Source organism: Anabaena sp. UHCC 0204, assembly GCF_009711975.1.
Classification (GTDB): domain Bacteria; phylum Cyanobacteriota; class Cyanobacteriia; order Cyanobacteriales; family Nostocaceae; genus Dolichospermum.
This window is the reverse complement of the sequence record NZ_VIKW01000058.1, coordinates 1-14,908: the sequence shown is the minus strand read 5'-3', so window position 1 is coordinate 14,908 and position 14,908 is coordinate 1. Positions and strand designations below refer to the sequence as shown.

Here is a 14,908-nt window from a genome sequence, read left to right as displayed (position 1 = left end):
CCCCTACAAACCTTCCTTGATGAACAAGCATTGTTAGACGGAGAATAAAAATCTGAAGCACAACTAGAACAAAAGCTAATCGAGCAAACCGAACAATTTAAAAAAGGCTTACTCCAAAAACTGTTTGTGTAGATTGTTAAAATTAAATCAACTAACCCAGAGCCAAACTGACCCCAAGCAACTGCAAACCGTAGGAGGTAACGAACCATGATCGCAGCCAAAGACAACGCCCCCCACCTCACCCCAGAAGAATACTTTACTTGGGAAGAACAGCAACTAGAAAAGCATGAACTGATCGACGGTCAAGTTTACGCCATGACTGGCGGTAGCGTTAATCATAGCCGCATTGCAATTCGATTTACAACTATGGTTGATACCCATTTAGACGCTAGTAGTTGCATAACAGGTAACTCAGACCTGAGAGTTAATATTGTTGGCACAAATAACTACACCTATCCCGATGTCAGCGTCACCTGCGATGATCGCGATAAAACCACAACCCAATATATTACCTACCCCTGTTTAATCATTGAAGTTCTCTCAAAAACTACCGAAGCCTACGATAGAGGCGGCAAATTCAGAATGTATCAAAATAACCCAGTCTTGAAAGATTACTTATTGGTTAGTTCCACTGCAATGGAAATAGATTTGTATCACAAAAATGATGCAGGACAATGGATGATTATTAACTATGGAGAAGGTGACACCATTGAACTAAAAAGCATCAATCTCAGCTTCCCCATTGAACAAGTTTATCGAGGTCTAAACCTTACCCCAGAATCTTAATCAATTCAATCATTTCAGACAATCGCTAATCTTGCGACTTGAACCATAAGTTGGGTCTTGGCAACTTTTAGTGATCTTGGTTGGGCGAAGGCAGAAGAAAGAAAGGAAGGAAGAAAGATATAATTGAGATACTTCAAACTTCATTCCATCAAACATTTGAGGAATAAGCCTCAGTAAGCCCTATGTCGGTGCTAACTCACCTATTACCAGATTCAACCAATCTGAAACTTGAGAATTGCCAAGTTAACAAGATAAAAAGTCAGATAAAGTTGATTGTTTCCGCCATCAGTAAAGTAGTTAATTGTCCAGTTTATAACCAACCAACGCATAAAATTCATAGTCGCTATGAACGCCTCTTAGCAGACTTACCCTGGTCTGACTACAGCATTACTTTACAGTTAAGGGTGCGGAAGTTTTTTTGCATCAATAGTTTGTGTAAACGGCGTATTTTTACAGAAAGGTTGACCAATGTAACCGCACCTTGGGCTATGCGGCAATATACTTCTTTTTAACAAAAAGAAATTGCTCCCACTCCTAAAAAAGAGCAGCAAGCTACATCGCAATATTGTATTGCTTTGCTCCAACTAGAAAAAATCAGGTGGTTTAAGTAGAAACTTAATATTCAGGTTCTGCTTTAACCAAGTGCAAAACCAAATACCGCTTAATCTCATTATGAATCTCCTGCGGCAACACAGATATCAAACAAGCAATTAAAAAAGCTTTAATTTCTATCGTGGCTGCATTCACAGCCCTAGAAAACCCTTGCCAGCCAAGATGTTCACTAAATGTAATCACATCTTCAATGATCATTTCCGCCGATTGACCCCCGCTTTCACAGCCATACTTAAGCAGAGGTAAATACTCATCAATAAACCACTGCTCCTCCTTAGTCAAAATCTCCAAAGAATTATTACTAACCCTATAAAGAGAGTTATATAGGAGTAGTAATAATTTTTTAAAGCTATTCCACCCCCCAAAATACTTCTTAGCAACTTGACTGAGCCATGATTGAGAAATCCCAGCAGCTTTAGCTAATACCCCCTGACGAACCTTCTGCCAATCTGTCACCCCTGTTGCCACCAGTTGCTTGAATGCTGCTAATATACCCTTGCGTGTCTGTTGGATTTCCGTCCCTGCATCTGCACAAATATCAACAGCATCAGACTTAATAAACCTAGCATTAGGGTAATAGTCCGCTAAATAGGATAAATCTTTCTCACTAACCACATAATAAGTTACCCGCTCAGTCCTGCGGTTAGCTCTAGTTCTACCTACAGATTGCACAACCTCAGTCTGAACCAAATGATTAATCACCTCTTGAAAAGCTTCATTCTCCTTGCCAACACTTCTATCTCCCGTTAAAGTTATATAAGCTTGTTCAGATGCTCCAATATCTTGATAGGGAGTACCAAAACTACAAATAGCTTGCTTATTTTCATAAGCATTACTGCCACGATTATCAACAAACCAATATCCATCACCCTTGTTTTTATGTGCTAAGTGGTCTATGTAAGCAATATTGCCATCATGACGCAAATCTAATTCCTTTCGCAGTGCTGTAACTCTTTCTTTTAATGGTCCACTACGGTCTTTATTCAGCAAGCCAAAGCCCGTAATTTGGTGAATAGTCAGATTACTATAATCAGGTGGGATTTCCGATATCACCAGTATTTCCTCTGGATTAATCCCCAACTGCATAGCCATATTGTCACGGGTAGCAGTAGCATCCATCAAGAAAACAAACTCAAAAGCTTTGAGAACATCAACATGACGGGTGTTTTTAGTAGAAATAGTTAAATGTTTGTTCTTAACCCGTAAAGACCCTGGTTTAATCTCTCCAATGATTTCTAGCAGGGGAATTAACCATCTCACAGGTAAATTTTCGATATTCCTGTAAGTTTCTTGAGCAGCTTGTTTATTGAGGTGACTACGGATTAATTTTAAGGTTTTTCTGCTGATATTTGCGCGATCGCTCTTATCAACCCCATCCAATGTGATACTATCAGCCTGTTGAACCAATTCCTCAATATCGGGAGCAATAGTTTCCAGTTCGGCAATAATTTCCGGTATATCTGTGGGAATTTCCCCTAATAAAGCCCGGATTAATTCATCATTGTATCCATGATAAGTTTCTTGAACACGGGGGATATTTCCAGTCAGTAGTCCCCGCAGTGGTAGAACCAAATCCTTAATTTTGTCATAGACTGCGGGTAATTGAGTTTGTACCTCCATCATCGAAGAGTCAAAATCCTTAGAACTAACCCTGATGAATTCCACAGGTTGTATTTGTCTGGAAGCTTCATCAACAAAACCACCTCCTTTCATCTCAATCATATCTTTAGCTTGAGGTAGGGAGTTGATATTGGCACGAATTCGTTTAGACGCTAGTGCCTCCCTTCTATCACGTCGAAACGTAGAACCATTGACTCTTGGCAGGGCATTACCAGCCGCATCTCTACCCGCACAATTAGCTCTGAGTTTACAACCATTGCAGATGGGGTTAAGACTAGCTTCTGCGGATGTTTCTTTTTTATATCCTTTATTTGCCAGAGCATTAAATAAATGTGTCAAAGGACAAGTTCCCTCAACGTTGGTTTCTTCCCCTGATTGAGGCCAGTGTACCTGGGGATTACCTAATGGTGTGAGTTTGTTAGTATCTGCCACTAGTCCATCGTGACGGACTGGTAAATCAGTCCAGTTTTCAATAGTTGCTACAGTGGGGTTACGATGTTCATTGCTGAGGTAGAAGAGCATATTAACCCCAAACTGTTCTGGCATAAATTCCCCCACCGTATGGGATTTACCAGCACCAGCGTGTGATAAATCTAAGATGAATTTATGACCTGATTTGATTGCATTTACATAAGTGTGAGTCCGTTGATTTGAGGTAAACCAGATATCAACGTCGAGGTTGTTATTGGCGACAAGTATAGTTGGTTCTATTGGGCAAACTATATTACCTATTAACCGTTGGGCTTTATTAGTGACAGTGATTAAAGTTTGTAGAAAATCTTGAAAGTCTCTCTTTATACCGTGTTTAGCAAGCCATTCTTGTTTGCTGATTATCGGATCTGTGACGGCAGAGTATAGTTCATTATTGAAGTCTTCCTTTCCGTAATTACCATTAAGAGTTGAATGTTCAATAGGATCAAGGAAAATAGACATTCCCCCTGCTCCCCGCTCCCTGCCCCCCTGCCTCTTCTGTTCAACTGAGGGAAATCTAAACCCATATTGTTTAGCAATGTGAAATAGCGTACCAATTGATATACCAGAACGACTGCGAAAACTCCTAATTTTGTCTCGAATATTCCAACTCGTTCCCTTAATTGAAGGACTCCACTGTTCTCCTATAATTTCCGCATCTACAGCACCATAATGAGAAGTTAGTGCCATTAGTACATTTAGACACTCATTGTAGTTGTTGCTGCCAGGACTACGTGAGGGAATATAAGTTAATGCTTGTTGAATTAGTTGATCAATATCCCAGTTGTTAGCTTCTGCTCGTTCTTGAAATTGTAGCCGACGGATTGTAATTTCTGCTAACCGGCGCTCGTATTCAATTTTTTCTTGATAAGCGGTGGTTACAGCTTCATCTATCCAAGATTGGGGTAGTCGAACATGAGGTTGAATTAAGGGGAATGTGGCTTGGCTATTGCCATAAAACACCCGTGAAGCATCTTTACAGGCGGGGTCATGGGGCAGATGCTTCATTAAGTAGCGTGTTAATACTTCTACTGTTTCTGCACCTTGAACATATTCGGGTAATACAAATACTAAACGGAATTTGTCCCAGCCTGGTTGATGACTGGCTGTTGTGTAGATTAACGCGCAATATTGTTTGATGAATGGGTGTTCTATTGCTTCGTCTAAATTTAGCTGATGTTGATAGATTTTTTTGGCTTGTCTACCATCTGATTTTTCAATCACATTACCGTTAATGTCTACCCAATCTCTATTAATTTTGATTGGTCTACCATCTGCATCTAATGGATTACCATTTGCATCTCTCCAAGTTGCGGCGTTGTCAATATCTAGTAACAACCACTGAGAACCAATTATATGAGATTTACTTCGCCATTGCCCACCAAGTAACCCAGCACATAAGGCGTGTCCTTCTTCTACGTGCCTAGCTACATCCCAAATAGTACCTGTTCTGTCTTGGAAGTTGGCTGCTAGTTTCCGAAAATCCCAGTTTTTATCTTTACCAGTGGCGTTAAATGCGAATTTGATTCTGTCATGCTGGATAGGCTCTGGTTCTAACCGTGGTGTAAATTGAGCCTGTTGAGCGGTTAATTGTTGTGGTTCTGATGAGTTGTTAAATTGTTGTGGTGACATGATAGCCAATCCTCCAGTAAGTGTGTTGGAGGAATTGGAGCAATCCCGTGTTAGTAATCTTTTATACAAATACTCAGGAAGATAAGAAGATAAAATTCCTGAAATGTTGCTTTATTAGGACTTACGCAAGGGGTACAAACAATATGGGTTTGACATTGTTTTCCGGCGATATTTACGTTGTCTTTGCTTCTCTTGTTGGAGACGGTGCGCTTTAGCAGAGCTAATATTTGCGCCATGCTATGCTAACGATTTAGCGTTAAGAGACGCTGCTCGTAGCTTGAGCTTGTTTACCTAAAGAGGTACACCGAAAGCATCGTAATTGCGTAAATCCTAATTTATTTGTAAAATCAGTATTCTTCTGGTTTTACATCTCAACTTTTTGAGATAAGATTACTAACAGGGATATAAAAATTAGGCTCGTCAAAACCCAATACCCCGCTCCAATTCCGATGATGGAATGTATTTGGAAAACCTCGCTGTCCTAACTGGACGTGGGGTTTTCGCCTTTTTAATCTATTTAATTTATTCGCACGTAGCTAACCAAGATTTGACAAACTCAGTTACTTCCTCCTCTTGAATAACAAACATAGTGCCTTTTCTTCTGAGAGCCAGAGTTTTCATGCTTCCCACTTCAGTATAAAGATGTTCTTTGAGATTTGAAGCTTTTTTAGTAGGATGCCATAAGACCAAAACTTTTGCAGTACGTATTTTTGTGGCCTCCCTTGAAGACATTCCAAATAAGTCCCTTTTCTTGTTGAGCCACTTTTCGTAATCTGCTAACTCAAGTAATGGACAAGGTTTCCAGGTTGTTAAACCACCCTTATTTTTCTTGCGGACTTGGATAATTTCTCTAGTTTCGTTGTAGACTACTTCTCTGTCTCCTAATGATCTGATCGAGATAAACAGGTGAGTTTTGCGCGGAAACCTGATAAACAAGTCAATAGGGTTCTTGTCCTCAATTTGAAGCACCGGAAAAACTTGTATTCCTTTGTCTTTAAACTCCTCCAACAGTACAGTTGTTAGCTTTTCCAGTCGCGCAATTTTTTCCACCCTCACCAACGGTTTGTAAGCCAAGCCGAAAAGCAACCAGCCGGCGGGGGTGATTGTACCTGTAGCAATTGCTGAACCACTAGCTGCTAGAGCAATAGTGGAATCAACGTTTTTTGCTTCCCTAAGTCCCTCTAAAGCCGCTTCGTTGTGCGGCGGAAGTTGAAAATCGGTAGGTGGGTCTTTCACGGTCAACATTGAGACATCAAAGGTTATTGGTTTGAAAATAGCACTTCCTTTAAAATCCTAACGCCTGACATGGCATTTTGAACTAATAGTGATCAAGAAAGGCAGGAGGGAATACTGATTTCTGCCCTCTTTATCTTGCTCGAAAATCTTGTTTAGCTTTGAAATCCTGTATATCAGGCAACTTCTGAAACTGTAATATCTATAAAATTTTGGTGAATATCTCTATTTTGAGGACAATTCTTTTTGAAAATTGCCTCTTCCACAAGTTTTGCTACCCATTCTATGACTGCTAAATCTGACTTTTTAGCAGCATCTTGTATTAATGGTTGTAAGTATGCTGGCAGTTGTAAAGTAAGGTTAAAAGTTTCTCGTAAGGGGACTAAATTATTGCTGACTTCAGATGATTCTTCAAAGCGGTAAGTCCAGTATTGGCATTCTGCACCCCGTTGGTTGCCGTCTTTCTCAACAAAACTTAACTTACCCAGGCGATCGCAATAAAAACTTTGGTGATCATCTTTGATCAACTCTTGACTAGAATGACGGCAATTCCAGCAACTACGGTTAGAATTATCAGTTGATTGGTGTTGTTGTTCAAAAGAATGCTTTTGCCTAGATTTATGTGCTGAGTTCTCACGATGGTACTCTCTGGCTACTTGGGCAACGTGAGCAGATGTAACTTTTCCATTGGGGGCTGTAGAAACTGCTTTAGCCCAAGCCTCGCGTTGTTTTTCTGGGGGTAGTGTTACTAAAGGTCTGATTTGGCGTTCGTTCGTAGGCAGAATTTGATTTTGTGATCCATGGGTCACATTTACAAAACTTTGTGATCCAGGAGTTATAGTTTCAGGATTTTGTGATCCACGGGTCACATTTTCATAAACCAATGCAGCTTGTATCAAGCGATAAGCAGACCGTCGGGACATTTCCCAACGGTTAAGGCAATATTCATCAAAGGTTTTGTAACTTTGCCGATAAAGCTGTTTATCTCGAATTTGACCCAAAGATTGTCCGATGTCCCAAAAAGCTCTTAAACCCTTTTCAATTCTGTTCTCCAAAGTACCTAATTCTATTGCTATGGCTGATTTCTTCTCCACATCGCAGGGCTTTACACCAGGTAAGTTATCAGTTTCATTGGGCTGATGTTCCATATTCGATAGGTTTTGACTATCAGCCTGATTTTCTTCAAAGTTAGTCTCCAAACCGATTGGATCACTATTTTGGTCTTGGATAAAAGTAAAATTTTGTGTATCCAAAAAGACGGTAGAATTAGAGGATGACCTTATTTGGTTTTCTCCTCCATTAATAGAAACTTGATTGAAGTCCGTCATATAAGTCATAACTTTCCTTTGGTAGCGATGACACCTTGTTTGTTGACGGATGCTTTCTAAAGTACATTTTGTAACTTTTGCACCCTGCAATAATTATGCTTGCATAATGCAGTGTAAGTTGGATGATTACTTATTATTTCTTAATAATTTAATTTCTGATGTGATCCAAAATGTTTGATCGGCTTGTTGTCAGGACTTTTTCAGATTATTTTTCTCAAACTCTTGTAAAGGAAAGAGATTTAGTCTTAAATTAGTGAATAAAATGAGTGAGCAAGTCTTATCCACTTTGAGCCTTGGGACACTCTTATACCAAGTTAAGCAGACCGTTGGTGAATGGATCACAAAAATCTAAAAGCTTTATGTAGCGGTTAGGATCGTGGATTTAATAAGGTGTCAACCTTGTTTGAGGTTTCTTGTCGTACACCAAAACAATAACCGAGAATTATAGGTTATTTCATCCAAAATCCTTACTGTAAAATAAATTCAGCGATTAGACATGAATTAGTTGAATCCGCCAATGAAATCAGATAAATATAAAGTGGGATAAAAAGTAAATTTTATAACTGGTAGAACCAGGTTTTCTACTATGCAAGAACGTCAAAAACGATTAGCTCAGTTAATTGAACAGTTACTACAAGAAGGCTGGACTCAAAAAAAGTTAGCTGAAAGAATAGGTGTTGATGCCACAACTGTATATCGGTGGTTAAAAGCAAAAGTTGTTCCTGAAGCTGACTCTAAAAATTTCTTTCGTCTGGCACGAGTCAGTGGTGGAGATAGTGAATTGTTGCAACAGTACTTGGATGGTCATATATCCTTATCTAGCTACCGTGAATGTTGCGAAAATAGTCCATTGAATTATGCTAGAAATCTTAAAAATCGTCCTGTTGAGGATATTAAACAGGAAGTTTTAGCACAAATCACTCTGCTTGAACCAGCAGATATTTTGGATGTAATATCTAAAAGTGCGAACTTCTTAGCAGCAAAAACAGCATGAATCATAAATATATGATACCTCGTTCTTTCAATTGCACCCCCTATCAAAAGGTATAAAAAAGGATACAATTTCAATTGTATAGATATAATTTTGAGTCTGCTACGCTTTCAGAATTTTAGTTGCGTATATTTTAATACAAACTTGGCAGAATATCCATACACAGTAAACCACAAACTTTTGAAAACCAACGTAAAAACAGCGGTTTCAGCCATTGTGAATCGGGAGTATTGACCATTGGTTTTAGAGGTATCTTAGAGCGATCGCTTGAAGTTAACTATGGGTATCGTCTCAAATGCTCAACAAAACGTTGTTTTGTGATATCCCAGGCGGGGGCTGAAATCTCTACATGGTAAAGTTTCTAAAAAACTTTTTGGTTTAGTGATACACAATAGATAAGACTCGTTGTTTTAAGTGTGATTCAGATCACGGTTGAAAATAAATTATTGAATAATTATTAGAAGATTAAATTTGCCATCTCCTAAACTGGCAAATATAGCGGTTCTCATTTGGATGCAAGATATGGTAGGGGTATGGCATAAATAAGATTTTTGTTTACTTTCGATGTCATGTCCCTGCTTCAATTTTGTATGAGAGATCTCCAGAAATTAGGTTTTCTCTGAGACAGGACAAGGGGTTCACATTTTTTTCGGAGATGTCTATTGTATCCAATTGAACTCCGTCATCAGTTACCATTTTTCAAGATCATCACTAATAATTTTGAAAAATCAGATAATCCAACCTAAATAGGAGGTAAATCAGATGATCAAAACAGTTATTATCGATGACCATGATCTGACTCGGTATGGTATTAGAATGTTACTTTCGGAAGAGGAGAGTATTGAGATTTGTGCGGAAGCTGAAACAGCATTAGAAGGACTAAAACTAATAGAAACTCATGCTCCACACATAGCTCTTGTTAATCTGCATCTTCCAGATGATAGTGGTCTTGAAGTTGTAAAACAGATTAAACAAGTATCACCAATCACTAAAATAGTGATATTTAATGCTCAATCTACGGAAATCTTTGTCAAAGAAGCTTTTGCAGCAGGGGCAGATTCATATTGTACGAGGATGATAGCTAAAGAAAAGTTAGCAGAAGCTATTTATGCTACACACAAAGGAGAACATTGGTTAGACTCTGCTATCGCTAAAATTTTAATTCAAAATTTGCAACCTCAATCAGTAGTCGTTACTTCCAGTCTGAAAATAAAACGAGTTTGTCGGCAATATTCGCTTAGTTCTAGGGAATTGGAGATTTTGCAAATGATTGCTATTGGTGATAGAAATAATCAAATTGCCAACAAACTTTTTTTGAGTGTAGGTACTGTGAGGTCTCATGTCCATCGCATCCTAACTAAACTTGATTGTCAAAATCGCGCTCAAGCTGCTACGAAAGCAATTGTAGAGGGACTGATAGATAGTCCAGAAACAAATCAAATCAGTTTAACGGCTTGATTTTGATTTTTGATTTAATTGATCTAGATAACGTTGTCGCTCGTCATTATTCACAACCCAAATCATACATCTGCCTTTTAATTGAGCTTTTTTGGCTCGACAAACACTCAAGTCAAAATCGTTCCATTTCATAATCTGACGGGCAAATTCTCCGTCTTTTGACTTAGCCCAATTTAAAGTTTCTTGTTCTTTTACAGTCAAGCGAACTGGTTCTGTTAGCCCTCTACCTCTCCAAATAAAAAATATATTACCAGCCAGCATAACAACACCAAACATACCAAATAATACCAGACCAGTGGCTATTAAAGGACTAAAGACGGATCTAGATTTTTTTGGCTCGGTTTTACTCAACAAGGTTGATGCTGCTTTGGCGATCGCACTTTTTTGTTGAACAATGGCTACACTTGATGCTTTATCAAGTTTGTCATCTATTTCTGTTGTCCAACCCTCGACTACAGTATTAAGTTTACCGGGAATGTCTTCCATTAAGACCTCAAATTTACCCAGGGAACTTAATACCAAAAACAATGGGTCTTTAGGATTGATACCAGAACGTCTCACTACATCGAGAACCTTCTGTTTAAAATGATCTGATTGTCCTGCTAATGTTGTATCTAAAGAAGCTTCTACAGAGGTGTTCATAAGTTCATGTGCCTTTTTTAAGTTTCTTGATAGAGATGATGTGTCAATTTTTTATTGTGCTGAAATTTTCTAACATGATTAATTTTGGGTGGTAACTAAAAAAGGAAGAATTCACTCATATAGAGAAGTTGGTTTTAAAAAAATAAATAAAAGATAACTCTAATACCAATTTTATGTGAGGTTGCACAGAATGGGAAATCCATTAATTCATCCATCTTTATCTGTGGTCAATTATTCTTGAAATTTTTTTCCATTCAGCTTCATATTAATTTGGTATAAACCTGAAATTTTTCTAAATTATGATTTTTCTAAGCATAATCTTATTTCCGGTTATTCCTGATTTTGAATATTTATAATAAAGCTTAAAAATCGCTATTTAATTGATTTTGTAAATCTACTGTTGATGTAATGTTCAATAAACCCAATAATTCCCTAATATGTTTATTATTCTTAATTTGTTCACTAAATTCTTCCATCCAATTAAAGACACGAGAACGGTTCATAAAATCTATTTCAGAATTTTCGATGGCATAGTTATAAGGTGAATCCAGAGATTCTAATAATTCATAAGTATCTCTCCATAATTTGCCTAAATATAATTCATTGTTTCCACTTGCTTGGATACGCTGTTGAATATCAGAACCATCATAGTAAGGAAATTCGTCACCAAAATACAGATTTTTGATAATGATGTAGTCTGCTTTATTTCCATAACAATTAAAAAGCTCTTGTAGATAATCTGTACAATCTCTCCGATAAGAAATTGGATGCACAAAAGTGATACGATAACCTAATTGAGCAATGGCATCCCACAGCATTACTTCTTCGGCAAATTGTCGGAATTCTTCAAAACTTTGTCCGGGTAAATCACTCAGAGCTACTTGCACATTAGAAAAACTCTCTAAATCAATTAATAATTGGTCTGCACCACCTTGTGTTAAGGGCAATTGAGCAATAGGTAATAATAGCTGATAAGCATATAACTTATTGCGATTACCACTGTAATAAACTCTGAGATTTAGTTGTGATTCTAGATAAATCTCTATCAACAAACGTGCTGTTGTTGACTTACCCACCCTAGCATCACCAACTGTCATTACTAGTCGTTTAGGATTAGGGATAATTTCTGGATTATTTTGGCTATGCGGCTTGATCTGTGATGACTGCATTTTCTTTTATCCCCAATAATTCATTAGCATTCAATACGCTTTGCTCAAATTCTTTCAACCAAGCTGATACACGAGATTTAATGACAATGTTGGCTTGTTTATCTTCTAAAACTTCACTAAAAGTCAAGTTGTTTTCATCAATATAGTCATAGGGCTTGAAAAACAAATCTGGCATTTTAATTTCTACCGCACCAGCATCTAAAAGTTTAGTGCGAGTATCAGAACTGTCGTAGCGTTCAAATTTATCAGCTTCACCGTGAAACAGATTTTTTACAACTACATAATCAACGCGATCGCCACAGTATTTGTGAAGAATTCGTAATATATTTACTGAGTCTTTTACCCTAGATAGTACACTCACCATTGTGACTCTGTATCCTAAGCCTTTGACAGCATCAAATACACCTAAATCTTTCTCAAAATTCTCAAAAAATAGACCTGACTGGGCGGGTAAATCTACTAATACCAGTGGGGGAAGTTCTTTTTCTAAGTCTATTAGTAAGTCATCTGCACCACCTCTTGTAAAAATATCAAGTAGCTTGACTCCAGGTTGTGCTGAGTCGTAGTGTCTATACAATTGAGCATTGCGATGATCTGAGTCATAAGCCAAATACTTTAACTGTTTGTTGATATATAAATGTAGCAATCCCCTTGCAAATGTGGATTTTCCGACACCTCCTTTATCACCGGTGATAATTACTATTCTTCCTGTTTGCTCACTTGTTTCTAACTGTTGATTTTCTGTAGTTTGTTGATTTTCTGTGGTTTCTTCATTTTGTGGTATCTGTTGATTTTCATTCACATTTTCATTCACGGTGGGTTTCTTCCTTTTTCTAGTCATAAATTAAGCAATGATTTGCTTCAATTTTGAAGATATTCTGGTAATGAAAGAGATAAACTAGTTTTTATTGGAGTTAAGCTACGATTAACTACTGCCAAATTTACTTTCATAAATATCTCTATTGTTTTATTTTTATACAGTATTGATTTATAAATAAACTATCATTTGATGTAAAAGTGTAGGCTTTTTGATGTATTTTATATTTAATGGAAAATAGACGGCATCCCTATATATGGGTTTTCTTGCTTCTCAAACATCCTCTTAGAGTTTAATTTTTATTTATGGGCATTATCACCAATTATCTAGAAAATGAAATCAAACGCGTATTACGACAACAAGGAATAGTAGTTTGGCTAGATAAAGATGGCTATTACAAAAATTATGTAGATGAACTGATTACCCGTTATCAACAAGATGAATTTTTCGCTCCAGTTATTGCCTTTCGTGGTAGTTATTTAGAAATGCTATTTGCGCTTGAATCTTATGGTAACGGAATAGATCCAGAAAGATTACTGATTCATATGCCTGGACATACAGAAGAAACCATTCGCAAAACACCAATTCTGGCAATGTATCGTGCTGGTTACCGTTTCCGCAAATCGTTAAAAACTCTTGTCTGCGAAGCTGCTACGGGTAAAGTTAGTCCTATTGAATTAGAAAATTATCTCTTTCAAGGCATTATCAATCTTACTACCGCCGAAACTTGGTTGGAAAATATACTTTCTCAGCCTCAAGACAGCTTAGGTAAATATTTAGATAATCTCAGTTTAGAGTGGATTTTAGACGGTTTGCTGGATATTGAGGAAAATAAAAAACTTCGAGATAAGTTTGTAGATGCTACTAGCCTTAATACTTTAACTCAGCATCTCTACCGTCATACTGGTATGGATGAGGCTTTTTTGCAATTTTACCTCAATAACGAAACCCTCTCTTTTTCTAAATTAGGTGAAGTTTTTACTGCTTGGTTAATGTGCGTTGAGTATGTACAAGGTTTAAAGCGTTTACCCCATCTTTTCCAACTCCAACCTCTCAAGCAACTTTCCCAAACGCTGCTGAAAAACTGCCAACAACTGATAGACTATTTTCGCCAACGTTATTCTGACCTATACGCCGCTAAAGCTGTTACTGTTGAGTTGCGTTTAGAGCCAGAACTATACACTGTTACCGCAGAAGAATTAAGTAAAATAAATACATTCCAGTGGGGAGAAACTACAGTTTTAACTGCTGCTGTTCAAGCACTGTTAGCTAGTGAATATAATCAAGTCTTAATTTGGTCGCAACCTCGGATAGAAAAACCGACATTTTGGTTAGAACGAGAACAGAATCGATCTCATAAAATTGAATGGTCACTCATTCATAAAGCTGCTACTCTGGGTGATAAAATTCATAATGCTGGGCGGATTAAAAATCTTGATTCTCTGAGAGATGTTTTAGAATATTATACTTATTCAGGTTATGAAGTAGACTTAGCACACCGCTGTTTTGAGCAACAATATCTTAAACAGCTAGATCCTAACTTACCCCATTTTACCCAATTGATAGAAACTAGGGAAAAACTTTGCCGCCAGTATCGAACTTGGGCAGATACCCTCAGTCAAGATTTTAATGCTATTTGCCAGAAAAATAGTTTTTTACCAGAGGAAAATTTACAACAGCGTACCATTTACGATCAAATTATCCATCCTCTCACTCAAAACAACCATAAAAAAGTCGCTTATTTTTTAATAGATGCCTTTCGTTATGAAATGGCTACAGAACTCATATCAGAATTTACTGAAGCAGCCACAATAGTTTCCTTAAAAGCAAGGTATGCAGAATTACCCACTATCACAGCAGTTGGTATGAATGCCTTAGCGCCTGTTAGCCAAGGAGGAAAATTACTATTAGGTGGGGAAAACGGTTTTAAGGGCTTTAAAACTGGTGAATATACAGTCTGTAATCCCGAAAGTAGAGTTAGGGCTATTCATGATAAAAGCATTAATGACAGTAATAAAAGCCGTAAACGCCCTCCGTTTTTAAATTTATCTGAGGTACGTAACTATACGATAGATCAACTTAAAAAATATTGTGGACAAGCACGATTGATCGTAATTCATAGTAAAGAAATTGACGATGCAGGAGAAGC

The 14,908-nt window shown here is 37.5% G+C and carries 12 protein-coding genes; 5 read left to right on the top strand and 7 right to left on the bottom strand.

Annotated elements, in window-relative coordinates:
* Positions 1-209 (bottom strand): hypothetical protein (locus tag FJR04_RS25975; RefSeq protein WP_217359506.1); only part of this gene is annotated, 209 nt, incomplete at its 3' end.
* Between FJR04_RS25975 and FJR04_RS23765 the strand changes: the two genes are divergently transcribed.
* Positions 208-786, top strand: a complete 579-nt coding sequence (locus FJR04_RS23765) for a Uma2 family endonuclease (RefSeq protein WP_168499505.1) — start codon at positions 208-210, stop codon at positions 784-786. The genes FJR04_RS25975 and FJR04_RS23765 overlap by 2 nt on opposite strands.
* A gap of 182 nt (positions 787-968) precedes the next feature.
* Positions 969-1,298, top strand: coding sequence for a transposase family protein (locus FJR04_RS26340; protein WP_254444835.1), 330 nt, complete (start codon positions 969-971; stop codon positions 1,296-1,298).
* Between the two features lie 103 nt (positions 1,299-1,401).
* Here FJR04_RS26340 and FJR04_RS23755 read toward each other — a convergent pair whose 3' ends face one another.
* From FJR04_RS23755 to FJR04_RS23745, 3 genes are all read right to left on the bottom strand, one after another.
* Positions 1,402-5,121, bottom strand: a complete 3,720-nt coding sequence (locus FJR04_RS23755) for a PriCT-2 domain-containing protein (RefSeq protein WP_254445377.1) — start codon at positions 5,119-5,121, stop codon at positions 1,402-1,404.
* A gap of 522 nt (positions 5,122-5,643) precedes the next feature.
* The gene (locus tag FJR04_RS23750) at positions 5,644-6,366 is read right to left on the bottom strand and encodes a hypothetical protein (RefSeq protein ID WP_168499503.1); all 723 of its coding nucleotides are present in this window, start codon (positions 6,364-6,366) and stop codon (positions 5,644-5,646) included.
* A 164-nt stretch (positions 6,367-6,530) separates the two neighbouring features.
* Positions 6,531-7,691 carry a hypothetical protein gene (locus FJR04_RS23745; protein ID WP_168499501.1) on the bottom strand — a complete coding sequence of 387 codons (1,161 nt, stop codon included), beginning with the start codon at positions 7,689-7,691 and terminating at the stop codon, positions 6,531-6,533.
* Between the two features lie 550 nt (positions 7,692-8,241).
* On the opposite strand from FJR04_RS23745, the gene FJR04_RS23740 reads away from it, so the two are divergent.
* Both FJR04_RS23740 and FJR04_RS23735 read left to right on the top strand, forming a co-directional pair.
* On the top strand, positions 8,242-8,676 hold the full coding sequence (locus FJR04_RS23740) for a helix-turn-helix domain-containing protein (protein WP_371718749.1): 435 nt from the start codon (positions 8,242-8,244) through the stop codon (positions 8,674-8,676).
* Between the two features lie 759 nt (positions 8,677-9,435).
* Complete coding sequence (locus FJR04_RS23735) at positions 9,436-10,131, top strand: response regulator transcription factor (protein WP_168499497.1); 696 nt, start codon at positions 9,436-9,438, stop codon at positions 10,129-10,131.
* Here FJR04_RS23735 and FJR04_RS23730 read toward each other — a convergent pair.
* The 3 genes from FJR04_RS23730 to FJR04_RS23720 all read right to left on the bottom strand — a co-directional run bounded on the left by FJR04_RS23730 (position 10,120) and on the right by FJR04_RS23720 (position 12,783).
* A complete protein-coding gene (locus tag FJR04_RS23730; RefSeq protein ID WP_168499495.1) occupies positions 10,120-10,773 on the bottom strand; it encodes a DUF6753 family protein in 654 nt (217 codons plus the stop codon). The genes FJR04_RS23735 and FJR04_RS23730 overlap by 12 nt on opposite strands.
* 362 nt (positions 10,774-11,135) lie before the next feature.
* Positions 11,136-11,942: a hypothetical protein gene (locus tag FJR04_RS23725; protein ID WP_168499493.1), complete on the bottom strand. Its 807-nt coding sequence runs from the start codon at positions 11,940-11,942 to the stop codon at positions 11,136-11,138.
* Positions 11,914-12,783 carry a chromosome partitioning protein ParA gene (locus FJR04_RS23720; protein WP_168499491.1) on the bottom strand — a complete coding sequence of 290 codons (870 nt, stop codon included), beginning with the start codon at positions 12,781-12,783 and terminating at the stop codon, positions 11,914-11,916. Before FJR04_RS23720 ends, FJR04_RS23725 begins: the two co-directional genes overlap by 29 nt.
* Positions 12,784-13,064: 281 nt before the next feature.
* On the opposite strand from FJR04_RS23720, the gene pglZ reads away from it, so the two are divergent.
* Positions 13,065-14,908: BREX-6 system phosphatase PglZ (gene pglZ / locus FJR04_RS23715; RefSeq protein WP_168499490.1), on the top strand; the 1,844-nt coding region annotated here is incomplete at its 3' end.